This is a genomic window from Mycobacterium sp. BK086 (assembly GCA_004362315.1).
Lineage (GTDB): Bacteria > Actinomycetota > Actinomycetes > Mycobacteriales > Mycobacteriaceae > Mycobacterium.
In genome coordinates this window covers 1,687,868-1,711,503 of the sequence record SNWL01000003.1, presented here as the reverse complement: position 1 = coordinate 1,711,503, position 23,636 = coordinate 1,687,868, and the positions used below count along the sequence as shown (strand labels likewise).

Genomic DNA, 23,636 nt, shown 5'->3' with positions numbered 1-23,636 from the left:
CAGCCTAGAAGGGCGGTGGATGGGCGGCGGCCCTCGCCTCGTTGAGCCCGCGTTCCCGGCGGATCCGATCGGATCGTTCCTGGAGTCGGGTCCGCCGGCGGGCCGGCATCATCAACCCACGCCCCGGTGCGCGCGCCGGTGGTGGCGTGTCGGGTAGTTTCAGCTCGTCGGTGGGGGCGAAGAGTCGCGGAAAGAACAGCGAGCCGCCAGGTTTGGTGGTGTAGGTGCGCCCCGAGGGGGATGTCCAGATCACTGTTCCGTCGGGCAACTGCCGGTCAGCCCAGCCGCCGGGGCCCGTGTAGAAGGTCTTCAGGAGATGATGCACCCGGCACAGGAGTTTCAGGTTCGACGGATGCGTCGGGCCGAACGGGTACGGCACCGTGTGGTCGATGTCGGCCACCGAGGCGGGGCGGTCACAACCCGGGAACCGGCAGGTCAGATCGCGGCAACGGATGAACTCCGCGAGAGCTGTCGATGGCCGGTAGCGCGGCTCGGTGCTGAGCTCCTTGCCGCCGATAACCGGTCTCAGCTTCGCCCGCTTGGCCAACGTCCGAACGGTTTCGGCGGGGACCGCGCCGTAGCCCGGTAAGAGCCCCGGAGCGTCTCCGTCCCCGGCGACCGTGTCGGATTCGGCCAGCACATGGATCACGATCTGGCTCGGTTCGTCTGCAGCGTCCGACCGAGCTGGGCAGTCTTCGGAACCGCATTCGCAGACCAGTGCTGACGAACTCCCCAGGGCGCCAACGGCATCGGCGCGGCGTTGTCGAGCGGTCCGGGGGTCGTCGCGGCACACCGTGGCAGACAGCTTGTCCAGGCGTTGGTCGAGCGAGGCGGCATCCGTCGCGCGAACCCGTGCGTAGATCTCGGCCATACCGTCTTGCCCCGGCGAGATCTCGACGTAACGGTCGTCGTCGGCCTTTCGCGCGACACGCACCGCGTCTGGATCCAGCTCGCAGACAATCCAATCGAGAACCTCAGCGATCCTCTTCTCCGACAGCGTGTTCCAGCCCGGTGCGCTGTGTACCAGGCGCTCGTCGACAGCAGCCAGCATGTCGGGATCGATGATCAGGCCGGTGCGGAACAACGCTGCGACCACAATGCGATAGTCGATCGCACCGGATGCGAACAATGCGCCGAACTTCGGTAGCCGCTCGATCAGCTGCAGCCCACGATCCATCTGGGTGGATGCGCGACCTTGGCTGATGCCCAGCTCAGCGGCCACTTCGGCGGCGACAGCTTCCCAATTGTCGATGCACCATTGGGCGCGGTCAGCCGCGTCAGCCTGCTTCATCCGGCGCTGGCACAACCGGCCGGCCGCGAGCAGTCGCTCGGCGATCGCGACCCGTTCGCTGCGCTGTCCTCGGCGCATAGTGTCGAGAAGCGCGGGATCGCTCGATTGTTCGAACATGTGTTCGATGCTACGCCGCGCGTCTGACAATTTCAGTCGGTTGCGACAGCGCGGATCGCATCAACGACTGCGGCCGCGTTCTCGTTCTCGATGAAGTGGTCGCTGTGGGTCTCGGTGATGTGTGTAGCCCCCAGATACGACGAGAGCAGGCTGCCCGCCTCGAGCCATTGCGGCCAGTAGGCCTCGGCATCATCGATGGCGAGGTAGTCGAAAGGCCGGTCGGCACTGAGCACCACGACCGGCATCGGGGGCAGCGGTGGCGCGGAGTCGAGTTGCTCGATGCTGGCGGGGTGGTCCGTCGTCTCGAAGCCCGGGTGCGCGCGCCCGTGATCGAGCAGGCTCTGCACCCAGCGATCCCAGATGTCTGGCGGCAGGACTTTCGGCAGGTACTGCGTGCTCGGGTCGACCAGGACCAGGCCGACGACATCGCTCGGGTGAGTCCGCGCGTACGTCTGGGCGATCAAACCGCCCCACGAGTGGCCGACGAGCACGTACGGGCCGGGGATGTGCCCGGCGGCCAACAACGAATTCAGGTCCGCCGCAGCCTCCTGCGTCGTGGTGGGCTGAGGCACAGGGGTCGACCGGCTTGGCGCGCCGCCCATCTGTTCGGTTCCCGGCCTGTCGTACACGCACACTCGCGTGAACGTCGACACTGATGGAAACACCGCGGCATCGGACCGCCCAAACGTCGCTGTGTCGTTCGGGTTGCCGGTGTAGCTCCAATTGTCAGCGGCGACACCGGCTCCGGAGAGCAGGATGACCGTCGGTGAACCTGCACCACGGCACTCGAGGTAGATACGGCGACCCTGGCCGATATCGACGAATTCGCCCGTCTGCGCGGCGGCCGTCGGTGGTGTGAGAGCGCCGACGAGCAACAGACAGAGGATGGCGGCGGCGTATCTCATTCGAGGACGAGTTCGACGGTGATGATCAGCCAACCCAGCGCGGCGTTGATGAGCCCGAACAACAGCGTCTCTCGCCTCGACGAACCACTGCGGTGCGCCGCCAGCACGCCGAGAACGAACAGCAGCACGACGTTGACGTTCATCACGAGCGTCTCGTATCCGGCGACCGGCGTGCCGTCGGCAGTGCGGTGATCATGACCCCACTGAAACATCCACGCACACAACAGGAGTACGACAGTCGGGAAAGTGGCGAAGGTGCGCGGCGAGTCGTTGACGATGCCGATCCAGAGACTGCCGACGTAGCCACGCATCGTGGTGTAGCTGCGGCTGGAGAGATGCGTCGCATACGCGTCGACGACGGTGGTCAGGGATGCCCCCAAGAGGATCCACGCGGCTTCGTGAAGTGGCTGGCCGCCCTCTTGGGCCGCGAGGAGCAGAGTCGCCAGGAACGTGCCCTTGATGAGCCTCTTGAAAACGTTCTCGGACACCTGCATGAGTCACTCCTATGTCAACCGGTGCCGGTTGACAAGGCTAACTCAGCGCAGCCGCAGTCCTCGCGGTGTGCGGGAGAAACCGGCGTCGACCAACGCATCCGCGGTCGTCCGACGATCAGGATGCCCGGCCGCCTCCAGCACCGATATGCCGTCGAGCTTTTCGACCAGTACCCCGCCGATGCGCCCACTGCCGACCAGTTCGGCCAGCGTCCCCGCCGCCGCGCGCTGCGCCTCTTCGTCCGCGCTGAAGTTCAACAGCGAACGGCCACCGCGTTCCAGGAACCACACCAGCTCGCCGTCCACCAACACCACCAGCGCACCCGCCTTGCGTCCCGGGCGATGGCTGGCATCGGCGTCCGAACGTGAGGGCCACGGCAGCGCGGCGCCATACGGGTTGGCCGGATCGGCGGCGGCCAGCACCACCGAGCGATAGTCTCGGCGTTCCGGATCAACCTCGTCGAGGTAGGTTCGCAGCCGATCGACCGTCGAGGCGACCGCGAACTGCGCCCCGCCCAGCGATTCGACGAAATACCCGCGCTGACACCGCCCGGCTTCCTCGAATCCGGTGAGCACCTTGTACAGGTAGGCGAATCCGCCGGGAACTCCCTCGGCCGCCGCCGCACCCTTGGTCAGCACCCCGTGCCGGCTCAGCAGAAGATCCGCCGAGAAGTGTGCCCGCACAGTCGAATCCGGCTCTCGGGCCGGAACGGCCGACCAGCGCCCCGCAACCGTCGCGTCCACCGCCCTGGTCTGCGGGTGCGCCACCGAATAGCGGCTCAGCCTCGGCGCGCGGCGCTGCCGGTGCGCGGGCGCGGCAGGGCGGCGAGTCCCGGGTCTGCGTCCACCGGCCAGCATCGCGCGTACGGGTGCGAACGTGTCGCCGGTGACCCAGCCCGCCCAGATCAGGTCCCACAGCGCGGCTTTCGCGGTCTCCTCCGAACTGTCGACCAACTGCCGGAAGAAGAACGCCCCTCGATCCTCGCCGGGCTCGCCGAGCACCTCGAAGATCGCGCGGTGCGCATCGGTGAAGTCGATCTCGGCGGGAGCCGCCAGCGTCAGGGGAGCGGTGTCGGCGTGATGGAATGCGATCCAGCCGTCGCTGCCCGAAATCGAGCCCGCTCCCGACCAGGTGACCTCACCGGAGGCCAGCAGCTCGTCGAGCATCGCCGGCTGGTAGTCGCGCACCCGCGGTCCGAACACCAGCGGTTCGACTGCCGAGGCGGGCACCGGCACTCCGGCCAGTTGATCGATGACCTGCGCCAGCCCGTCGACACCCGAGGTGGCGGAGCTGCCGACCTGCTGCCAGGCCGGCAGGAACCGGGCATAGGCGGCGGGGCTCACCGGTTCGACCTGTGCGCGCAGCGCGGCCAGCGAGCGGCGGCGCAGGATCCGCAGCACCTCGGCATCGCACCACTGGTCGGCGTCCGGCGCGGCGACGAACTCGCCGCGAACCAGCTTGCCGTCCACCGCCATTCGGCCCAGCACGTCGGCGGCGACCCGCAGGCCCAGCCCGAACCGGGACGCCGCCTCGGCGGTGGTGAAGGGTCCGCGAGTACGGGCGAACCGGCCCATCAGCTCGCCGAGCGGATCGGCCACCGCCTCGGTGAAACTCGTCGGCACCCCGACGGGCACCGCGACGCCGACCGCATCGCGCAGCCGCCCGATGTCCTCGATCCCTGCCCACCAGGACTGACCGGCATACGACAGCGGCAGTACGCGTTTGGCGGCGTGTAGGCCCTCGAGCCAACCACCGACATCGCTGGCGGTGCAGCGCTCGGCGATCTCGGCCTCGGTCAGCGGGCCGAGCAGGCGCAACAGATCGGCCACGCCCTCGGCGTCGCGGGCCTTGCGATCCTCGGAAAGGTGTTGCAGCTGACGCGAAGTGGCGGCTATGACGTCGGGGTCGAGCAGCTCCCGCAGTTCGACGCGACCCAGCAGCTCCGCCAACAGGGTGCTGTCCAACGACAACGCTGCCGCACGGCGTTCGGCCAGCGGGCTGTCGCCCTCGTACATGAAGGCCCCGACGTAACCGAACATCAGCGACGCCGCGAACGGCGACGGCATCGGCGTCTCGACCTCCACCAGGCGCACTCGGCGCTGGGCGATCCGCCCCATCAGCTCGGTCAGCGTCGGAACGTCGTACACGTCCTGCAGGCACTCCCGTACCGCTTCCAGCACGATCGGGAAATCCGGGTATTTCTTTGCCACATCGAGCAATTGGGCCGCTCGCTGGCGCTGATGCCACAGCGGCGAACGCTTACCCGGATGACGCTTGGGCAGCAGCAGCGCGCGGGCCGCGCACTCCCGGAACCGCGATGCGAACAACGCCGAACCGCCCACCTCGGTGGTGACCAGCGGCTCGATCTCGTCGGGAGAGAAGACGAACAGGTCGGCCCCGGGCGGGGCGTCTTCGGTGTCGGGCAACCGCACCACGATGCCGTCGTCAGAGGCCGTCGGTTTCTCGTCGATTCCATAGCGCTCCAACAGCCGTCGGCTGACGGCAAGCGCCAGCGGGCCGTGCACCTTGAGCCCATACGGCGAATGCAGCACCACCCGCCAGTCGCCCAGCTCGTCGCGGAAACGCTCCACCAGCAGCGTGGTGTCGCTGGGTACGGTGGCGGTGGCGGTGCGCTGATCGTCGAGCAGCTGCCAGAGGTTGTCGGTCGCATAGTCGGCGAATCCCAAATCGGCACAACGCTTGTCGAAGTCGTCGCGGTTCAACCCGGCGAGCTCACCGGTGAACTTCCCGATCGCCTGGCCCAGCTCGGCGGGCCGGCCGGCGTCGTCACCGCGCCAGAACGGCAACCGGGCCGGTTGTCCCGGCGCGGGAATGACCAGCACCCGGTCGTGGGTGATCTCGGTGATCCGCCAGCTGGTCGCGCCCAGCGAGATCACGTCACCAGGACGCGACTCGTACACCATTTCCTCGTCGAGTTCACCGACCCGAGAAGGCTTTTCAGAGTCGGTCGCGAGGTACACCGTGAACATCCCGCGATCCGGGATGGCCCCGCCGGACGTCACGGCCAGCCGCTGCGCACCGGGTCGCGAGGTCAGCGTGCCGGTATCGCGGTCATAGATCAGCCGGGGCCGGAGCTCGGCGAAGTCGGTGGACGGATACTTGCCCGAGAGTAAATCGAGTGTTGCTTCGAAGGCGCTGCGCGGCAACGTCGCAAAGGGCGCGCTGCGGCGCACGACGTCGAACCACTCGTCGGCGCTCACCGGTTCCAGCGCACACGCGGCGACGGTGTGCTGGGCCAGGATGTCGAGCGGGTTGGTGGGCACCCGCATGGTTTCGATCTGGCCCGCCAGCATGCGCTGCACGCTGACCGCGCAGCCGATGAGATCGGTGCGGTGCTTGGGAAAGAGCACCCCGCGCGAGATCTCACCGACCTGATGGCCGGCCCGGCCGATGCGCTGCAGTCCGCTGGCCACCGACGGTGGCGCCTCGACCTGGATCACCAAATCGACTGCACCCATGTCGATTCCGAGCTCCAGGCTCGACGTCGCCACGACAGACTTGAGCCGCCCGCTCTTGAGGTCGTCCTCGACGAGGGCGCGCTGTTCCTTGGACACCGAGCCGTGATGGGCGCGCGCCAGGAGCGGCTCGGCCCCATACGTTTGGCCGCTGCCCATGATGTGAGCGGGCGGTCCGCCTGGTACCTGGCGGTTGGGCGGTGCGTCCAGTGCGATCCCGGATCGTTCTGCATGAATCTCGTTGATACGTGCGGTGAGTCGCTCGGCAAGGCGCCGCGAGTTGGCGAACACGATGGTCGAGTTGTGTGCCTCGATGAGGTCGACGATGCGGGCCTCGACATCGGGCCAGATGGTGTTGTTCTCCAGATTGGCCATATCGGGCACCGGCACCTGCACCGCGAGTTCGAACGTCTTGGCCGCTGCCGGCGCCACGATGGTGGTGGGCCGGGTCCCGGACAGGAACCGGGCCACCTCCTCGGGCGGGCGGACCGTGGCCGACAACCCGATGCGCTGGGCCGGGGTCTCCAGCAGCGCGTCGAGGCGCTCCAGCGACAGCGCCAGGTGCGCGCCGCGCTTGGTGCCGGCCACGGCGTGGACCTCGTCGACGATCACCGTCTGCACGCCCGTCAGCGTCTCGCGGGCTGCTGACGTCAGCATCAGGAACAGCGACTCTGGCGTGGTGATCAGAATGTCGGGCGGCTTGGTGATCAATTCACGTCGACGGGCCGGTGGGGTATCGCCGGACCGGACGCCCACGCTGATCTGCGGGGCCGGCACGCCGTCGTGTTCGGCGATGCGGGTGATGCCGGTCAGTGGGGTGCGCAGGTTGCGTTCGACGTCGACGGCCAGCGCCTTGAGCGGGGAGATGTACAGCACGCGCGTACCGGTCTTCTCGGGCTGGTGAGCCAGCCGGTCGATCGCCCAGAGGAACGCCGCCAGCGTCTTGCCCGACCCCGTCGGAGCGATGACCAGCGTGTTGTCGCCGTCGGCAATGGCCGACCAGGCGTTGGCCTGCGCGGCGGTGGGCTCGACGAAAGTGCCCGTGAACCAGCGCCGGGTCAGCGGACTGAACCGGGCAAGAGGATCGGCGGGACTCACGATTACAGGGTGCCAGGGGGTACCGACAAGGCGGCGAGAAGTCATTTATTGACGGATGGGTAGATCGCGGGTTCATACTGGTGCCCGGGGGAGGGGGCAGTTGACGACGGCTATGTGTCGGTCCTGCGGGGCCGAATCACCAGGAGACGCTCGGTTCTGCGGTGCGTGCGGCACCCGCATGACCACCGAAGCCGATGCCGCTCAGTACAAGCACGTGACAGTTCTGTTCGCCGATGTCGAGCGGTCCATGGATATCGCCGCCGCGCTGGATATCGAGCGGTTGCGCGAGGTCATGACCGAGCTGGTGGAACGCTCGACGACGGTGCTGCGACGCTACGGCGGGACCGTCGAATACAACGGCGACGGGGTGATGGCGCTGTTCGGTGCGCCGGTGGCCTTCGAGGATCACGCGTTCCGGGCATGCCTGGCCGCTGTGGACCTCCAGAGCGAGGCCAGCCGATTGGCGGCCGAGGTGAAGCAGCGTGACGGCATCGACTTCCGGGTTCGGGTGGGCCTGAATTCCGGCCGGGTGATCGCGGGCGAAATCGGCTCTGGGGCACTGGGCTACCGCGCGATCGGCGAGACGGTCGGATTCGCACAGCGGATGGAGTCGGTTGCGCCCGCGGGTGCGGTGATGTTGTCGGAGTCGACCGTCCGCCTGGTCGAGGATCGGGTGATGCTGAGCGGCCAGGCCTGGGTGCGGGTCAAAGGCTCCGACCAGCCCGCCGCGGTGCGGCAGTTGCTCGGCATCCCACCGCGGAGCGGCCGGCTGGGCCGCACCGAGTCGAGCCTGGTCGGCCGCAGTGCGGAGATGACGGCGATCGGTGCGGTTCTCGATGCCACGGTCGACGGCCGCGGCGGGGTCGTCAATGTGATCGCACCGCCGGGAATCGGAAAGTCCCGGGTTGCTCGAGAAGCCGCCGCGTTGGCGGCGGCCCGGGGCGTCGAACCGATCTGGGTGTTCTGTGAATCCCACGCGCGGGATGTCTCGTTCGGTGTGGTCGGGCGCCTGTTGCGGGCCGCCACGGGGGTGGCGGACCTCGACGGGGCGAGCGCGCGCGCACGAGCGCGCGCCGTGCTGCCGGGCGCCGACCCGCAGGATCTCCAGCTGCTCGACGATCTGCTCGGCATTGCCGACCCCGCGGCTGCCTTACCCGCGATCGACCCGGATGCGCGGCGGCGGCGGTTGACCGCGCTGGTCAACACGGCATCGCTGGCGCGGGATCGACCGGTTCTCGTCATCGTCGAGGACGTGCACTGGATCGACTCGGTGAGCGAATCGATGCTCACCGACTTCCTCAGTGTCGTGGACCAGTCGCCCACCATGGTGCTACTCACCTCACGTCCCGAATACGGCGGAGCGCTGGTGCATGTGCCGGATGCTTGTGCGATACAGCTTGCCCCCCTTGATGATCCGGCTACCTCGGCACTGCTGGACGAGTTGCTGGGGGCCGATCCCTCTGTGGGCGATCTGGCCGCCGTTATCGCCGACCGGGCCGGCGGTAACCCGTTCTTCGCCGAGGAAATGGTGCGCGAGCTGGCACAGCGCGGAGTCCTGACCGGGGGGCGCGGCGACTACCGTTGTCGCGGAGACGTTTCCGAGATCACGATTCCGGCCACTGTGCAGGCGGCCATCGCCGCACGAATCGACCGACTGGGCCCGTCGGCGCGGCAGACGCTGAACGCGGCGTCGGTGATCGGCGAGCGGTTCACTGCCGAACTCGTCGCCGCACTCGGCATCGACGGCGAATTCGTGGAGCTGTTGGGTGCGGAGCTGATCGATCAGGTGCAACTCCATCCGGCCGCCGAATACGCTTTCCACCATCCGCTGATTCGCGGCGTCGCGTACGAGGCGCAACTGAAATCCGGTCGTAGCGAATGGCATCGACGTCTGGCCGCCGCGATCGAGGATGGCGCGACGGACTCCGTCGATGAGAACGCGGCGCTGATCGCCGAGCACCTTGACTCCGCGGGTGATCTCAACGAAGCCTACGGCTGGCGCATGCGGGCAGCCGAGTGGTCGGTCCAGCGCGATATCGTGGCCGCCCGGCTCTGCTGGGACCGCGCGTATCAGCTTGCCGCGCGCCTCCCTGAGGCGGGCGCGGCCGAGCTGATGATGCAGATCGCGCCGCTGACCATGTTGTGCGCCACAGACTTTCACGCCAAAGCCGCTCACGAGAGCCGAGGCCGGTTCGCCGAGCTGAGGGAATTGTGCAGTGCGGCAGGGGATAAGGTGTCGCTGGCGATCGGCATGACCGGGCTGGTCACCGAGCATCTCTACGCCGGACACGGCGGGGCGGCCGCGAGGCTGGCCTCCGAGCAGATGGCACTGCTCGAGTCCATCGGCAACCCCACTCTGACTGTCGGATTGGGATTCGTCGCCTTCGCGACCTGGTTCGACCAGGGAGAGTTCGACGAGATTCTGCGGTGGACCGAAACGGTGATCGGCCTCGCTGCGGGCGATGCCGCGATGGGCTCCGAATTCGGCTTCGGGTCGCCGCTGGCCGCGGCGCTCGCGTTCCGCGGGGTCGCCCGCTGGTGGCGGGGTGAGCCCGGCTGGCACGACGATCTGCGCGATGCACGCGAGATGGCGCAGGACTCCGATCCGGCGACCCACGGCTTCGTTCTCGCCTGGACTTACGGGATCGAGATCGCGTACGGGGTGCTTCCTGCCGACGACGATGCGGTCCGCGCGAGTGACGAGGCAGTGCGGACCGCCGAAAGGATCGGCAACGATTACGTACTGCTGCTGGCCGAGTACGGATTGGGTGTCGCTCTGGTGCACCGTGACGAGCGCGCCGCCCGGGAGCGTGGGCTTGAGCTCGTGGAAAAATCCCTCGCCACCCTGCGGGTGCGCATTCCGTCCCTGGTCCCGGTGACCACGTTGTGGGTTGGTCGGGAGCGGGTCAGGGACGGCGACCGTGATGCGGCCATCGAGATGATGCGGGATGCCGTCGACGAGATCTACGCGGCGGCTCGGATCGGGTATTTTGTGCCAGGGGTCGGGACTCTGGTGGAGGCGCTCATCGAACGCGGCGGTGACGGCGATCTGTCCGAGGCGGACAGGGCGATCTATCGGCTGGCGCGCCTGCGGGCCGATCAGCGTTCGGCGATCCGCGACGTGATGCTGCTACGGCTGTGTGCGCTGCTGGCGCGGGCACGCGCCGACCCGGCATACCGCGACCTTGTCGACCGCTATCGCGCCATGGCCGAATTGCACGGCTATGACGGGCACATCGCCTGGGCCCGGGCGATGGAAGAGGATCAGCGCTAACTCCGGCCTGTCCCCCCAGCTGGCCGGAGTTAGCGCCTTGGCCACATCCTCGCCGCCGGGCGGCCCGGCGGGTGCAGTAGTGCACTACTGCAATCAGCGTGGGGGCCGGTTCACCAGCGCGGCCAGCTCCTCGCGGCTACGGGTTCCGGTCTTGGCCATGGCCCGCAGGACGTGGCTTTCGACGGTGCGCGGCGACAGAGTCAGGCGCTCGGCGATCGCGCGGTTGGACAGTCCTTGACCGATCAGCATCGCGATTTCGCGCTCCCGCTCGGTCAACGGCAGCGGGTCGTCGGCTTCGCGCAGAGTGGGAGTGACCAGCCCGCCGCATCGCTGCGCCAGCGCGGCCGCACGCGTCGAACAGGACAGAGCCGAGCCGCGCTGGTCGTGGCGGCGATGAGCGAGTGCCGCATGCGCGGCAGCGTCGGCGGCGGCGGCCAGGTCGCCAAGCTCTTCGAAACCCTCTGATACCGCGGTCAGTTCGCGGCCGTCGCCGTCACGCAGCGCGGCGGCGAAACGGGCGGCCAGTGCGACCCTGGGCCCCTCGACGATCGATTCCAGCTCTGCGAGCCGCGATGCGCCGGTGCGGTCCCCGAACTGGGTGGCCGTTTGCAGGCAGAACACCTCGGCGCCGAATTGGCCTTTGGCCGCGGCCCTTTTCGCCGCCGACAGACAGCCGCCGACCGCCTCGCTGACCGCGCCCTGGCTCGCCGCCACCCAGGCCTGGGCCAGACTCCGCTCGTAGTCCAGTGCGCGGAACGGGCGCCGAGCGCCCTCGAGTTCGGCGAGCGTTGCAGCGGCCCCTTCGGAATCGCCATGCATCGCGAGCGCCGTCACCAGTGCGACGGTGTAGCGGAAGCCCCACCCCATGCCATGACCGGCGGCGGACAGGCCCAGCGCGGCCTGCTTCAACAACCGGCACGCGGAGTCGAGGTGTCCCGCTCCCAGCGCCGCACGACCGGCCACCGCGGCACCCAGCAGCTGAGCCTCGCCCGGAAGGTCCTCGGCTTGCCGGCGGACATCGTGGGCCACCGCGGCCGCCGCGGTCACCCGACCCGCCAGCAACAGTGCGGTGAGATGGCCGTCGGCGATGTTGAACCGCATCTGGGGCGCATCGAATCGCCGTGTGGCGGCTTGGTACCCGGCCCGTGCGTGAGCCTCCGCCTCGGTGGTCTGGCCTGCCTCGCCCGAGACGACGGTGAGCGCCCACCCGATCTCGGCGCCGACGACCGGGGGCAGGTCGGCGAGCACAAGCGCGCTCGCTGCCTGCCTGGCGGCCGCAGGGTTGTCGGTGGCGAACCAGTGCACCGTGCGAAAGGCGTCCAGATAGCTACGGGCTTGCGGTGTCGTGATGCCGGCTGCTTCGTCGATGATCGCGATCGCGCGTTCCGGGTCGCCGATTGCCCACAGCATATTGCTCGCGCGAAGGAAGGCCAGGCGAGCCCGATCGACCTCGGTGAGCTCACCGGCAGACACCCTGTCGAGAACGGCATCGGCTTCCTCGCCGCAGGACAGCCAGGAGAGTGCATGCGCCCGAACGAAATTCGGCTCAGGACCGGCCCCCGCGGCAACCGCGGCTTCGGCAAGGCGATCGGCGAGCTGCAAGTCGGCCAGCCACACCGCACCGTGCGCCGCCCGCACCAGAAGGTCGGCGTCCGGCGGAAGATCGGACTCCATGCTCAACGCAGCTCGCTTCACCACGGCTCGAATATCCTCGGCATCAACAGCTTTGGCCATCTCGGCGGCGACAAGCCCGCGCAGCCGGCGGACTCGGGCCAGGGAGGCGCGCCTGCGCCGCACCTCGCTGTAGATCGGATGGGCCACCCGTGCCTGCACTCTGCCACCAGCAGGCTCGAGGGTGACGAGATTGCGGGTCTCGGCCTCTTCGATCGCGGCCGGATCGGTGATCCGCATCAGCGTGTCCAGATCCATCGGTTCGGCGACGGCCAGGATGTCGATGACGTCGCCGACGGGTCCCGAGAATGTGCCGATTCGCGATTCGACCAACCCGATCAGGTCCGGGGAAAGAGCCGGGTCACCATTCCAGTGCCAGGTGTCACGTTGCTGAGCCAGTCGGCCGTCGGTGACCTCCTGCTCGACGATGTTCCGCAAATACAGGGCGTTGCCGCCGGTCAGCTTCCAAAAGCGTTGCGCTGAACGAGGTTCCACGGGGCTGCCCAGAGTGGCCGCGAGTGCTGCCGCCGTCTCGTCGAGCGACAGCGGCTGGATGTCGAGGCGGTCGAACGGGGCGGAGGTCCAAACCTCTTGCAGTGCGGCGGGAATCGGCTCACCGTCACGAACGGTCAAGACCACCTTTGCCGCGCCTCGCTGCACGAGCTGATGGACGACGAAGATGGACAGATCGTCGAGCAGATGCGCGTCGTCCACCGCGAGCACCACGCGTGCGCCTGAGCCCGGGACGACCAGGGCGTCGATGACCCCTCTGACCAATTGGACGGTCTCGCTGGCCCCGGACCGGGCCCACGCGGTGAAGGCACCCAACGGGATCGACCGTGCCGACGATGCGCCGACCACCCATCTGACTTCAGCGCCCCGCGACTTGGCGAAACTCAGGGCCTCCCGCGCGATCCTGGTCTTGCCGACGCCGGCCGCGCCTGACACGACGACGCCCGCGACGTCGGTGGCCGCGATCGCGGACTCGATGGTTCTCATCTGCCCGGAGCGGCCGATCAATGGCCACGACAAGCGCATTCGCAAAGGGTAGCTCTCTGCTAGGGCTCGATCGCCGCGAAATCGACCCACAGGTGTTGGGGCCCGCGGAACACCTGGTTGTGCCGGTACACCGGGGGATCGGTGACCAGCTTCGGTGCGGACACCCGGCGCAGGAAAGCCTCCAGCGCGAGGTTGACCTCGAGGCGGGCCAGCGGCCCGCCCATGCATGTGTGAATGCCACTGCCCCAGCCGAAGTGCTCGTTGTCCTCACGCAGCGGATCAAACCGGTCCGGGTTGTCGAACCGCCGCGGATCGCGGTTGGCCGCCGCATAGACCAGATGTACCGCCGCCCCGGCCGGGATCACCGTCGCGCCGATCTCGATGTCCGCGGTGGCACTGCGGCTGGGGAAGAACTGCACCGCCGACTGCAGCCTTTGGACCTCCTCGATGGTGCGCGGAATCAGCTCGGGGCGACCGCGAACCAACTCCCATGAGCCCGGGTTGCGCAACAGCGTCATGATGCAGTTGGTGATCGTGTTGACCGTGGAATCGTGCCCGGCGACCAGGAGCAGCGATGCGTTGGCGGTCGTCTCTTCCACCGACATCGGCCCGTCGGGACCGTCGTCGTGCAGCAGCCCCGACAACAGGCCCTCGCCGGGCTCCTTCGCGTACCTCTCCACGAGGTCGCGCAGATAGGAATCCAGTTGGGCGGTGCTGGCGACGGCCTTGGCGGCCAACGCCCGGCCTTCCTCGGTATCGCGTTCCGGGCCGAGGTTGGTGCCCTTCATGAAGTCGAAGATCCAGGCATGGAACTTCGGCTCGTCCTCGACGGGAATGCCGAGGATCTTGCAGATCACCGCGACGGGGATGGGATAGGCGAAGTCGTCGACCACGTCGAGGCGGGACTTACCACCGGCCGCGATCGTGTCCAACAGGCGGTTGGCCAGTTCGACGATGAACGGTTCCATGCCGGGGATCAGCCCGGGGGAGTGCGGAGGGCCGAACTGGCGCATCACCTGGCGGCGCATCCGGTCGTGATCGGGCGGGTCCGACACGATGATGCTGACATCTTTGGCGTAGCCGGCCATGCCCTGCGAGCCGGGCTCGGGGTCGGGTTTCTCGCCCATCATGCCCGACGGGCTTCGGCTGATATCCGAACTGATCCGCGGATCGTGGGCCAGGGCAAGCAGTTCGGGGTAGCCGGTCACGACGTAGGTCTTCTCGGAAACCTTGGCTACCGGGGTCTTTCGGAGTTCCTCGAAGTACGGATACGGGTTGGGCCGGTTCTCGAATTTCATCGCCTCGGCCCAGGCGGTTTGGGCATCCATGCTCACTCCTTAGGCGCGAGGGCGGAATTCGGCTGCGCGTGACGTCGGATCGTGCCCGGTCAGCACGACGTCGGGAATACCGGTCTGCTCACGGGGATCCGGGAACCGGGCGGGCATCGGCTCCGAGTCGAGCGGACGGTCATAGCCCGGCGGCGGCGGTGGGAACGGCGCGGATTTCTCGATCAACGACGCGTAATAGGGCAGCCACTTGCCGTGGTTGAACGTCACCGCGCCGACAATGCGGCCCCGGTACCCGTAGGCCGCCGCGAACCGCCGCTCGGACACCGAACCCTGGGTGAACACGATCTCGTCGCCGAACGAACACACACCGGCGCCCTTGATGTTGACCCCGAACTGACCGGACCAGAACGACGGCAGCGGCAGGTGCGGACGCCGGTCGAGTCCCAGGGTGATCATGTTGTTCGCCGCCACCTCGGCGCCGGATACCGCATTGTCCCAATGTTCTTGGGACATGAACTCGTACTCGTAGAGCACGTGCGGAGCCCGCGCGACGTCGCCGGCGACGAAGATGTTGTCGGTCACCACGCCGTTGATGTCGAAGGCTCGGCATCCCGCGTCGCACGCGACACCCCAGAATCCGGTGGCCAGTTGGGCATCCGCCAGCCATTCGACGTTGCGGATCGAACCCAGTGACGCCACCACGACGTCGACGTCGAGCACGGCTCCATCCGAAAGCCGCGCCTGCCGCACATGTCCCGACGCGTCGCCGTCGAGACCTTGGACCGCGACGCCGGTGCGCAGATCCACCCCCGCCTCGATCTGCATCTGTGCGGCGATATCACCGATCACCCCGCCCAGTGCGCCGACAAGCGGTGCTTTGCCGCGTTCGGCAACCGTCACCTCGAGGTCGAGATCACGGCAGACAGAGGCGATTTCGGAGCCGATGAAGCCCGACCCGACGATCAGCACGCGCCGGGGGCGGTCCTTCAATGCCGCCGCCAGCTTGGCCGCGTCGTCGGAGGTCCGCACGGTGAACAGCCCCTGCAGGCCGGCTTCCTCGGGGTTGAACCACGGCCTGGCCCGCACCCCGGTGGCGATCAGCAACCGGTCGTAGTCCACTTTCTCGCCGTTGGCCAGCAAGACCTGATTGTTCGAGCGGTCCAGACCGACCGCGGCAACACCCAATCGCCAGGTCGCGTCGACCGGTCGCAGCCGCGGCAGCTTCGTGTGATCGGCTGGCACCCAGCCCTTGAGCACCTGCTTGGACAGCGGCGGGCGGTCGTAGGGTTCGTGTGGCTCGTCGCCGATGATCGTGAGTTCGCCGCGAAAACCCTTCTCCCGTAAGGCTTCAGCAGCCCGCAGGCCCGCTAGCGAGGCGCCCACGATCACGATCCGGCCTTCCGCCCGGAAGGCTTCGACGAGCTGGCTGACCAGGGAGTGGGTGGCCCTGGTCATGTGGTGTCCCGATCCGAGGGTGGATCGATCTCCAGAATGATCGCCTGCACCGGGCACGACGCTGCCGCACGCAACACTCGCTGGCGTTGAGTGTCGTCGGGGTTGGGGTTGTAGGCCAGTGCCTCTTCACCCAGCAGTTCGAAAACGTCCGGCGCCAACGGCACGCACTGGGCGTAGCCCTGGCACTTGTTGAGGTCCACGACCAGCCGCATGAACCCCGAGATTAGACGCGGGCGTCAGATAACGCTTGCGATTTCCGCCTTCAACGGAATGTTGCAGCGGTTGCGCAGGTCGACGCCGGGTTGCCGGATCGCGGTGAGCTCGTCGCGCACCTGCGGGTTGGCGTTCAGGTAGTCCTGGGTCCGCTTCTTGGCGTCGGACTTCGACAGCCCCTGCAGGCTTGTCAGGAAGTCGTTGACATCGGGATGGGTGAACAGATATGTCGTCATGCCCGCCGAGACACCGGTCATCACCGCGGTCACGTCGCCGGCCGTGCAACCCGGAATCGGATCGGCGACGGCGGTTCCGGCGGTGCTGAGAAAGGCTCCACCGGTAGCCAGGACCACCGCGGCGGCGCGAACGAGAGAACGGCTTGCAGGCTTCATGCGGCGAAGTCTAGTGGGTACGATTGCTCAACCCGACTCAAAGGACAGCTCATGTCGCCACTTCGTCAGCTTCTGCTTTTGCCCGCCGCCGGGATCGGAATCGCGGCCGCAGTCCTTTCCGCTCCGGTTGCCGCCGCCGACACCACCGCGGTGAATCCCGCGCCGATGCCGAATTGCCAAACCTATGACGGCAGCTCGATCGCCGGCGGACAGACGACCATGTGTGCCACGCCGGGCAACGTCGAATTGAACTCGACGCCGCAGCAGTTCCCCGGCGAAGAGCCCTTCTACGGATTTCCGGCCTTCGGCTTCTGGTGACCGACGTACGTCCGTTCCGGATAGCGGTCCCCGACGAGGTCCTGACCGATCTGCGTGACCGGCTCGCCCGAACCCGGTGGCCCGAACGGGAATGTGTCGATGACTGGTCCCAGGGCATTCCGCTGGACTACACCCGCGAGCTGGCCACCTACTGGGCGCAGGAATACGACTGGCGTCAGCGCGAAGCCGCGCTGAACCGGTTTGATCAGTACGTCACCGAGATCGACGGACTGGACATCCATTTCATTCATCAGCGCTCGTCGAATCCCGATGCGCTGCCGCTGATCATCACCCACGGCTGGCCCGGCTCGGTGGTCGAATTCACCAAGGCGATCGAACCGCTGACCGACGACTTCCACGTGGTCTGCCCGTCGCTGCCGGGCTACGGGTTCTCCGGCAAGCCGGACGCGACGGGTTGGGGGATCGAGAAGATCGCGCACGCGTGGGACGCGCTGATGACCCGGCTGGGCTATCAGCGTTACGGCGCGCAGGGCGGCGACTGGGGTGCGGCGGTCACCACGCAGATCGGCCGCAACGGCGGCAATTGCATCGGCATCCATACCAACATGCCGGTGGCGTTTCCCAGCGGCGGGCTGGACAACCCCACCCAGGAGGAGAAGGACGCGCTGGCGGCCGGGAAGTACTACGCGGACTGGGATTCCGGCTACAGCAAGCAGCAGGCCACCCGCCCGCAGACCCTCGGCTACGGATTGGCTGACTCGCCGACCGGTCAGCTCGCCTGGATCATCGAGAAGTTCTGGGCGTGGACCGATTGCGACGGCCATCCCGAGAACGCGCTCACCCGTGACGAGTTGCTCGACAACGTGATGATCTATTGGGTCACCAATGCCGCGACGTCCTCGGCCCGGCTGTACTGGGAGAGCTTCCGGTCCTTCGGAGCCCAGGGCAAGGTCGAGGTGCCGACGGGGGTCGCGCGGTTCCCGAAGGAGATCATGCGGCCGCCGCGGAGCTGGTGCGAGAACGGCTACAACATCACGCACTGGACCGACATGCCGCGCGGCGGTCACTTCGGCGCGTTCGAGCAACCGGAGCTGTTCGTCCAGGACGTCCGGACGTTCTTCGCGACGTTGCGCTGAGGCTCAGCGCTGCCGGGCCGCTTCGGCCAGGACCTCCGGGATGCCCGGCACCCGCACGATTGCGTCCAGCAGGGCGTGAGCTCCCGAGTCGGCCAGGTGGTCGGCGTCGACCGACGGGTCGAGAACCCGCTGGCGGCACAGTTCGAAGGTGAACGCGAGCCACGCGTAGACGATCACCCGCAGATCGCGCTCGACCTTGGAGTCCAGGTCCCCGCGGACCACATCGGTGATCGCGGCGATGATCCGCTGCATCTGGCGCTCGTTGTCCACGTCGTCGATACCGCGCAGCACGGGATCGGTACGCCCCATCCCGATATAGGCCGCCCACGCGCCGTGCGGATGTTCCTCGTCGTAGCGGATGTAGGCCAGCACGCCGGCGCGCAGCCGGTCGAACAGGGTCTGCCCCTCGGCGGCCGGGGTGTTGGTGGCGTCGAACAGACGCTCGCTCTCGGCCCGCACGACGGCGGCGAAGAAGGCCCGCTTGTCGGGGAAGTAGTGGTACATCAACGCTCGCGACACGCCCGCGCGCTCGGCGATCTCGTCGATCCGGACCTCGTCGTAGGGCCGCTGGCCGAACACCTCGGCGCCCAGCGCGAGCAGCTCGCTGCGCCGGTCCTCAGGAGACAGGCGACGGCGGGCGGGCGATTCGGGCATGCGGACATACTGACATATGTGCAACAGCGTTATGGCGCGAGATTGTCGCGCAGTAACTCGAAGCTGCCGAGGTCGCGGACGCCTTGCACCGCCCGGTGCAGGCCCGCGCGCGTGGTCTCCTCGCCCTGCAGCCGGCGCCCGAACGCCGCGGTGACACCCGCCGCGATATAGGCGGTGAAGGCGAACAGCCGGTAGGAGGTGCGGGCGTCATCGGGGCGAAGGCGAGTGATCCCGTCTGAGTTCAGCGCGCCCACGTAGGCGCTCACGAGGTCCTCGTCGATCGAACGACGGACGTCGACATCGATCGACGTGCACGCGAAGTAGGCGACGTCCTTCACCGCGGGCCCCGCCGATGCGACCTGCCAGTCGAACAGAATCGGGCGGCCGTCGACGAAGCACATGTTGCCCAGGTGGGTATCGCCGTGGATGAGGGATTGCGGATGGGCCTGCATCAGCCGCGCGATGGCCCACCGGTTCTCGATCAGCATCGCAGCTCTGGCACGGAAATCCGGCGGGACGACGTCGTTGAACGCCTTCGGAATGGTGCGCAGCAGGTGCCACGAGTGTGGTCCCAGCCGGGTGCTGCGTGACGCGGACGGGCTCAGTGGCGTCAGATCGCCGTTGTCGAATCGGCTTGTCTTCCAGAATCGTTGGTGCAGGGTGCCGAGTGTGCGAGCGACGGCAATGGCCTGTTCGGCGGTCGCGCCAGCCGCCAGCGCCGGGAACAGCGCCGCGCGATCGGAAAGGTCTTCCATGATCACGATCGCCCGGCCCCGGCGGCGATCCCCGGCTGTCCCGTACCGCCGCGGCACGATATCGGCGAGCTCGTCGCCCAGCAGCCGGTAGACCTCGGTTTCGTTGTACGCCAGGTTCATGAACCGGTTGAAGAACCGTTCGGCAGGCTTCACCGGGGCGAGTTTGATGAATGCGGTACGCGGAAGATCTTCCCGGCCAACGATTTCCAGTCGCGCTCGCAGAGCGGTGCCATGGGTTTCGTCGACGACCCGGACATCGGTGACATCGCTGCGCGAGGTGAGCGCGCGAAACATCGCGACGTCGATGTCGGCCGGGCGCTTCGGCACGTCAAGGCTCATCGGCGCCAAGCTTGCCATGATGCGTCGCCGGTCAGGTCGAATTCGCTACGCTTTCGCGATGATCACCGATGACCTGCGTCAGCGCCGACTCGACCTCATCAAGGTGCACATGGACACCGAGGTGACCAAGGAGTTCGACCGCACTCTGGCCACCTTCAACGGGCACCCGCGCTACGAGATCATCCCGACCAAACAGGTCTTCGACGGCGACGACGAGGTGATGACGTACTACCTCACCACGCGCACCGCGTTTCCCGACCAGCGTCACGAGAACGCCAGCTTTCACGTCACCGACGACGCGGTGATCGTCGAGTTCGAGCTGCTCGGAACCAATCTCGGCGAGTTCTACGGGCTGCCGCCGACGGGTAAGGCGTTCCGCGTGCCCGTCATCGCGGTGTTCTCGTTCGAAGGGGAGCGGATCACCAACGAGCGCATCTACTTCGACGCCGCCACTCTGGTCAACCAGATCGGCCGCAGCGAGTTACTCAGCCTGCTCGGTTAGCCGAAGTGCACACCCTGGGCCAACGGTAGCTCCGAGGAGTAGTTCACGGTGTTGGTGGCCCGGCGCATATAAGCCTTCCACGAATCCGAGCCGGACTCGCGGCCGCCACCGGTCTGCTTCTCGCCGCCGAACGCACCGCCGATCTCCGCGCCCGAGGTGCCGATGTTGACGTTGGCGATCCCGCAGTCCGAGCCGTCCGCGGCCAGGAAGCGCTCGGCCTCCCGGACGTCGGTGGTGAAGATGGCCGACGAGAGACCTTGCGGCACAGCATTGTTCAACTCGATTGCCTCGTCGAGCGTGTCGTAGGTCAACACATAGAGGATGGGCGCGAAAGTCTCGTGGTGCACGATGTCGGTCTGCGCAGGCATCCGCACGACGGCCGGCTCGACATAGAACGCCTCGGTTGCCTCGTCGCCGCCGACGTGGTGGCGCTGGCCGCCGATGGCCTCGCCGCCGTCGGCGCGGGCCTGCTCGAGGGCGCCGACCATGTCGCGGTAGGCGGTCTCGTGGATCAGCGGTCCGACGAGCGTCCCGTCGGCGGCCGGGTCGCCGATCGGCAGCGTGCGGTAGGCGGCCGCGATCCGCTCGACGAGGGTATCGGCCACCGAGGAATGCACGATCAGTCGCCGCAGCGTGGTGCAGCGCTGTCCGGCGGTGCCCGCTGCGGAGAACACGATGGCCCGGACGGCCAAATCCAAGTCGGCAGAGGGGGTTACGACGGCGGCGTTGTTGCCGCCGAGTTCCAGCAGCACCCGACCGAATCGTTCGGCGACGCGCGGACCGACCTGGCGGCCCATTCGCACCGATCCGGTGGCCGACACCAACGCCACCCGCGGGTCGTCGACCAGGGCCTCGCCGACCTCGCGGCCGCCGAGCACGAGCCGGCTGAGATGACCCGACACTCCAATATCAGCGGCGGCGCGCTCGATCAGCGCCTGGCACGCGATCGCCGTCAGCGGGGTGAGCTCGGAGGGCTTCCATACCACCGTGTCGCCGCACACCAGTGCGACCGCGGCGTTCCATGCCCACACCGCGACCGGGAAGTTGAACGCGGTCACCACCCCGACAACGCCGAGCGGATGCCAGGTCTCCATCAGCCGGTGTCCTGGGCGTTCGGAGGCGATGGTGCGCCCGTACAGCTGGCGCGACAGCCCGACCGCGAACTCGCAGATGTCGATCATCTCCTGGACCTCGCCGAGGGCTTCGGAGGTGATCTTGCCGGCTTCGACCGTGACCAGGGTGGCCAAGTCCGCCTTGTGCTCGCGCAGCAGCTCGCCCAGCCGTGCGACCAGCTGCCCGCGCACCGGCGCGGGCGTGGTGCGCCACTGCGAAAATGCTTGCGCTGCTTCGGCGATCGCCAGCTGCGCCTGATCGGGCGTGGTTTCGGCGATGCTGAACAGGATGTCGCCCGTCACTGGTGTGCTCGCGGGCATGCCTTGTGCACCCGGCTCTGCGAGTTCGGCGCGGGCGCCGATCGCGTCGAATGCGGCACGCACAGCGGCGCGCAGGTCCGCGGGGGTGGGCAGCGAGGTGACGGTGGTGGTGCTCATGCGGGGGCCTCCTGGGCTATCGCGTCGTAGAGGTCGTAGGGGTCGTGAATTCGGCGGCCGATGGTGCCGGCCATCCAGTCGATGTCGTAGCCGGATTCGTCTGCCCCGGCGGCGGCTTCGGTGTCGGCGTCGAGATTGGACCGGAAGATCCCGGCCGCCGACGCCGGCAGGAAGTCCTCGTAGACCACCGGGGCCGCCGGATCGCCGCGGTGGTAGTACGCCAGCCCCTGGGATGCCATCTCGTCGTCGGACGCGGGGAAGTAGTCGCCCCAGACCGCGGCCGGATCGGCGCTCGCCATCGCGGCGTCGTAGCGCTCGCGGCCCTTGCGGGTCAACGCGACGCCGCGGGCCTCCACCTCGCCGAAGCGCACCCGCAGCGTCCCTTCGGTCACGGAGCCGTCGGCTTCGCGGAACCGGCGCGGCTCGGCGAGTGCGCGAAATGACGTCTGCCGCAGGAGAACATCGGGACCGGCGCAGTGCGGTGGGCCCTGGATCGCGTCGATCATCGTGATCCCGCGCTCGCTCATCCGCCGGTACAGGTCGTCGATGTCGAGCACCCGGGGAGTGAGGTGGTTGATGTGGGTGGTGGGCACCCCGGCGATGTCGGCGGCAACGGCGGACACCGCCGTCAGCTCGGCGTACCAGGCTCGGTCGACCGGTTCTCCGGTCAGCGCGAACGCGGCCACGGCCCGCGACACGAAAACGTCCGCAGTATCTGAGCCGCAGCCACCGTCGGCCGCGATCCGGTGGGCGTCGGCGATCAGGTCGGGGGCGAAAAGTGTTCGTCTGGACAAGAATTCGTCAACTCTGCGGCGCAGGTCGGCGTCGAAGAACCGGCCGTCGCGGCTGGCCAGCATCGAGGTGAACACCCGGAATGGGTTGCGCGCCAATTCCGTGGGGTCCACCGGTCGGAACGCTGTCGAGACCACCGGCACGGGGGAGGCGGCCTCACGAAGGTCGTAGTAGCCCACCGGATACATTCCGAATGCTGCGAAAAGATCGGCGACATCGGTCAATTCGCGCGGCGTGCCGACCCGGATCGCCCCGTGCCGCTCGGCGGTGACACGCGCGATCGATCCCAGTCGTTCGGCGTGTGGATGGGTGGCCACGTAGTCGCGGTTGACGGCTTCGGCAACGTCCACCAGCGTGGTGTAGGCGGGAACTTCGTTGCCATACATCGCCGAGAGGGCCGCGGCGAACCGCGCCCGCAGCTGCCATGTCGCGATCGCAGGTGCGCTCACACGGCACCCGCCCTGCGATAGTCTGCGGCGATGGCCGACAGCGCAGAAGGTCTCGACGAGATCGATCGCACGCTGGTGCGCGAGCTGGTCGCCGACGGCCGCGCCACACTGGCCGAGCTGGCCGCAGCGACCGGTCTGTCGGTCTCGGCGGTGCAGTCGAGGGTGCGCCGGCTGGAGTCCCGGTCGGTGGTGACCGGATACAGCGCCCGGGTGGATCCCGAGGCGTTCGGGCACATGCTGTCGGCGTTCGTGGCGATCACCCCTCTCGATCCTTCCCAACCCGATGATGCCCCCGCCCGGCTGGAACACATCGCCGAAATCGAGGCGTGTTATTCGGTGGCCGGCGAGGAGAGCTACGTCCTGCTCGTGCGTGTCGTGTCGCCGCGCGCGCTGGAGGTCCTGCTGCAACAGATCCGGACCGCCGCGAACGTGCGCACTCGAAGCACGATCATCCTAAATACTTTTTACAGTGATCGGCTATCCCTGCCGGAATAATTCAATCACAGCG

The 23,636-nt window shown here is 67.8% G+C and carries 18 protein-coding genes; 5 read left to right on the top strand and 13 right to left on the bottom strand.

Going from position 1 to position 23,636, the window contains the following annotated elements:
• Positions 1–4 precede the first annotated feature (4 nt).
• The 4 genes from EV580_RS08530 to EV580_RS08515 are packed head-to-tail and all read right to left on the bottom strand — an operon-like array spanning position 5 to position 7,424.
• Positions 5–1,408, bottom strand: coding sequence for an HNH endonuclease signature motif containing protein (locus EV580_RS08530; protein WP_133690596.1), 1,404 nt, complete (start codon positions 1,406–1,408; stop codon positions 5–7).
• A gap of 32 nt (positions 1,409–1,440) precedes the next feature.
• Entirely contained in the window at positions 1,441–2,313 is an 873-nt protein-coding gene (locus EV580_RS08525) for an alpha/beta fold hydrolase (protein WP_133690595.1), read from the bottom strand.
• The gene (locus EV580_RS08520; protein WP_133690594.1) at positions 2,310–2,807 is read right to left on the bottom strand and encodes a hypothetical protein; all 498 of its coding nucleotides are present in this window, start codon (positions 2,805–2,807) and stop codon (positions 2,310–2,312) included. The genes EV580_RS08525 and EV580_RS08520 overlap by 4 nt, the downstream gene beginning before the upstream one ends.
• A 42-nt stretch (positions 2,808–2,849) precedes the next feature.
• Positions 2,850–7,424, bottom strand: a complete 4,575-nt coding sequence (locus tag EV580_RS08515; RefSeq protein ID WP_133690593.1) for an ATP-dependent helicase — start codon at positions 7,422–7,424, stop codon at positions 2,850–2,852.
• Between the two features lie 67 nt (positions 7,425–7,491).
• On the opposite strand from EV580_RS08515, the gene EV580_RS08510 reads away from it, so the two are divergent.
• Complete coding sequence (locus EV580_RS08510; RefSeq protein ID WP_166654653.1) at positions 7,492–10,653, top strand: adenylate/guanylate cyclase domain-containing protein; 3,162 nt, start codon at positions 7,492–7,494, stop codon at positions 10,651–10,653.
• Positions 10,654–10,746: 93 nt separating this feature from the next.
• Here EV580_RS08510 and EV580_RS08505 read toward each other — a convergent pair whose 3' ends face one another.
• Genes EV580_RS08505 through EV580_RS08485 form a run of 5 tightly spaced genes read right to left on the bottom strand, consistent with a single transcriptional unit; the run spans position 10,747 to position 16,672 of the window.
• Complete coding sequence (locus EV580_RS08505; protein ID WP_133690591.1) at positions 10,747–13,362, bottom strand: helix-turn-helix transcriptional regulator; 2,616 nt, start codon at positions 13,360–13,362, stop codon at positions 10,747–10,749.
• A gap of 20 nt (positions 13,363–13,382) precedes the next feature.
• Complete coding sequence (locus EV580_RS08500) at positions 13,383–14,657, bottom strand: cytochrome P450 (RefSeq protein ID WP_133690590.1); 1,275 nt, start codon at positions 14,655–14,657, stop codon at positions 13,383–13,385.
• A 3-nt stretch (positions 14,658–14,660) separates the two neighbouring features.
• Positions 14,661–16,067: an NAD(P)/FAD-dependent oxidoreductase gene (locus EV580_RS08495; RefSeq protein ID WP_133690589.1), complete on the bottom strand. Its 1,407-nt coding sequence runs from the start codon at positions 16,065–16,067 to the stop codon at positions 14,661–14,663.
• On the bottom strand, positions 16,064–16,279 hold the full coding sequence (locus EV580_RS08490) for a ferredoxin (protein ID WP_133690588.1): 216 nt from the start codon (positions 16,277–16,279) through the stop codon (positions 16,064–16,066). The genes EV580_RS08495 and EV580_RS08490 overlap by 4 nt, the downstream gene beginning before the upstream one ends.
• A 24-nt stretch (positions 16,280–16,303) precedes the next feature.
• On the bottom strand, positions 16,304–16,672 hold the full coding sequence (locus EV580_RS08485) for a heme-binding protein (RefSeq protein ID WP_133690587.1): 369 nt from the start codon (positions 16,670–16,672) through the stop codon (positions 16,304–16,306).
• Positions 16,673–16,723: 51 nt separating this feature from the next.
• Between EV580_RS08485 and EV580_RS08480 the strand changes: the two genes are divergently transcribed.
• Positions 16,724–16,990, top strand: a complete 267-nt coding sequence (locus EV580_RS08480; RefSeq protein WP_133690586.1) for a hypothetical protein — start codon at positions 16,724–16,726, stop codon at positions 16,988–16,990.
• Positions 16,987–18,087, top strand: coding sequence for an epoxide hydrolase family protein (locus tag EV580_RS08475; protein ID WP_133690585.1), 1,101 nt, complete (start codon positions 16,987–16,989; stop codon positions 18,085–18,087). Before EV580_RS08480 ends, EV580_RS08475 begins: the two co-directional genes overlap by 4 nt.
• 3 nt (positions 18,088–18,090) lie before the next feature.
• Here the strand turns inward: EV580_RS08475 and EV580_RS08470 are convergent, their stop codons facing one another.
• On the bottom strand, positions 18,091–18,741 hold the full coding sequence (locus tag EV580_RS08470; RefSeq protein ID WP_133690584.1) for a TetR/AcrR family transcriptional regulator: 651 nt from the start codon (positions 18,739–18,741) through the stop codon (positions 18,091–18,093).
• 29 nt (positions 18,742–18,770) lie between these two features.
• A complete protein-coding gene (locus tag EV580_RS08465) occupies positions 18,771–19,835 on the bottom strand; it encodes an aminoglycoside phosphotransferase family protein (protein ID WP_133690583.1) in 1,065 nt (354 codons plus the stop codon).
• A 58-nt stretch (positions 19,836–19,893) separates the two neighbouring features.
• On the opposite strand from EV580_RS08465, the gene EV580_RS08460 reads away from it, so the two are divergent.
• Complete coding sequence (locus EV580_RS08460; RefSeq protein WP_133690582.1) at positions 19,894–20,337, top strand: ester cyclase; 444 nt, start codon at positions 19,894–19,896, stop codon at positions 20,335–20,337.
• On the opposite strand, the gene amaB is transcribed toward EV580_RS08460, so the two are convergent.
• Both amaB and hglS read right to left on the bottom strand, forming a co-directional pair.
• The gene (amaB, locus tag EV580_RS08455) at positions 20,334–21,887 is read right to left on the bottom strand and encodes an L-piperidine-6-carboxylate dehydrogenase (RefSeq protein ID WP_133690581.1); all 1,554 of its coding nucleotides are present in this window, start codon (positions 21,885–21,887) and stop codon (positions 20,334–20,336) included. The genes EV580_RS08460 and amaB overlap by 4 nt on opposite strands.
• Complete coding sequence (hglS, locus tag EV580_RS08450; RefSeq protein WP_286171501.1) at positions 21,884–23,128, bottom strand: 2-oxoadipate dioxygenase/decarboxylase; 1,245 nt, start codon at positions 23,126–23,128, stop codon at positions 21,884–21,886. The genes amaB and hglS overlap by 4 nt, the downstream gene beginning before the upstream one ends.
• A 30-nt stretch (positions 23,129–23,158) precedes the next feature.
• On the opposite strand from hglS, the gene EV580_RS08445 reads away from it, so the two are divergent.
• Complete coding sequence (locus EV580_RS08445) at positions 23,159–23,623, top strand: Lrp/AsnC family transcriptional regulator (protein WP_133690580.1); 465 nt, start codon at positions 23,159–23,161, stop codon at positions 23,621–23,623.
• The last annotated feature ends 13 nt before the right edge of the window (positions 23,624–23,636 follow it).

What these genes read in the sequence shown, in the direction of transcription:
- EV580_RS08530 (WP_133690596.1), bottom strand. Translation starts at nt 1,408, where the DNA reads ATGTTCGAACAATCGAGCGATCCCGCGCTTCTCGACACTATGCGCCGA.
- EV580_RS08525 (WP_133690595.1), bottom strand. Translation starts at nt 2,313, where the DNA reads ATGAGATACGCCGCCGCCATCCTCTGTCTGTTGCTCGTCGGCGCTCTC.
- EV580_RS08520 (WP_133690594.1), bottom strand. Translation starts at nt 2,807, where the DNA reads ATGCAGGTGTCCGAGAACGTTTTCAAGAGGCTCATCAAGGGCACGTTC.
- EV580_RS08515 (WP_133690593.1), bottom strand. Translation starts at nt 7,424, where the DNA reads ATGACTTCTCGCCGCCTTGTCGGTACCCCCTGGCACCCTGTAATCGTG.
- EV580_RS08510 (WP_166654653.1), top strand. Translation starts at nt 7,492, where the DNA reads ATGTGTCGGTCCTGCGGGGCCGAATCACCAGGAGACGCTCGGTTCTGC.
- EV580_RS08505 (WP_133690591.1), bottom strand. Translation starts at nt 13,362, where the DNA reads ATGCGCTTGTCGTGGCCATTGATCGGCCGCTCCGGGCAGATGAGAACC.
- EV580_RS08495 (WP_133690589.1), bottom strand. Translation starts at nt 16,067, where the DNA reads ATGACCAGGGCCACCCACTCCCTGGTCAGCCAGCTCGTCGAAGCCTTC.
- EV580_RS08490 (WP_133690588.1), bottom strand. Translation starts at nt 16,279, where the DNA reads ATGCGGCTGGTCGTGGACCTCAACAAGTGCCAGGGCTACGCCCAGTGC.
- EV580_RS08485 (WP_133690587.1), bottom strand. Translation starts at nt 16,672, where the DNA reads ATGAAGCCTGCAAGCCGTTCTCTCGTTCGCGCCGCCGCGGTGGTCCTG.
- EV580_RS08480 (WP_133690586.1), top strand. Translation starts at nt 16,724, where the DNA reads ATGTCGCCACTTCGTCAGCTTCTGCTTTTGCCCGCCGCCGGGATCGGA.
- EV580_RS08470 (WP_133690584.1), bottom strand. Translation starts at nt 18,741, where the DNA reads ATGCCCGAATCGCCCGCCCGCCGTCGCCTGTCTCCTGAGGACCGGCGC.
- EV580_RS08465 (WP_133690583.1), bottom strand. Translation starts at nt 19,835, where the DNA reads ATGAGCCTTGACGTGCCGAAGCGCCCGGCCGACATCGACGTCGCGATG.
- EV580_RS08460 (WP_133690582.1), top strand. Translation starts at nt 19,894, where the DNA reads ATGATCACCGATGACCTGCGTCAGCGCCGACTCGACCTCATCAAGGTG.
- amaB (WP_133690581.1), bottom strand. Translation starts at nt 21,887, where the DNA reads ATGAGCACCACCACCGTCACCTCGCTGCCCACCCCCGCGGACCTGCGC.
- EV580_RS08445 (WP_133690580.1), top strand. Translation starts at nt 23,159, where the DNA reads ATGGCCGACAGCGCAGAAGGTCTCGACGAGATCGATCGCACGCTGGTG.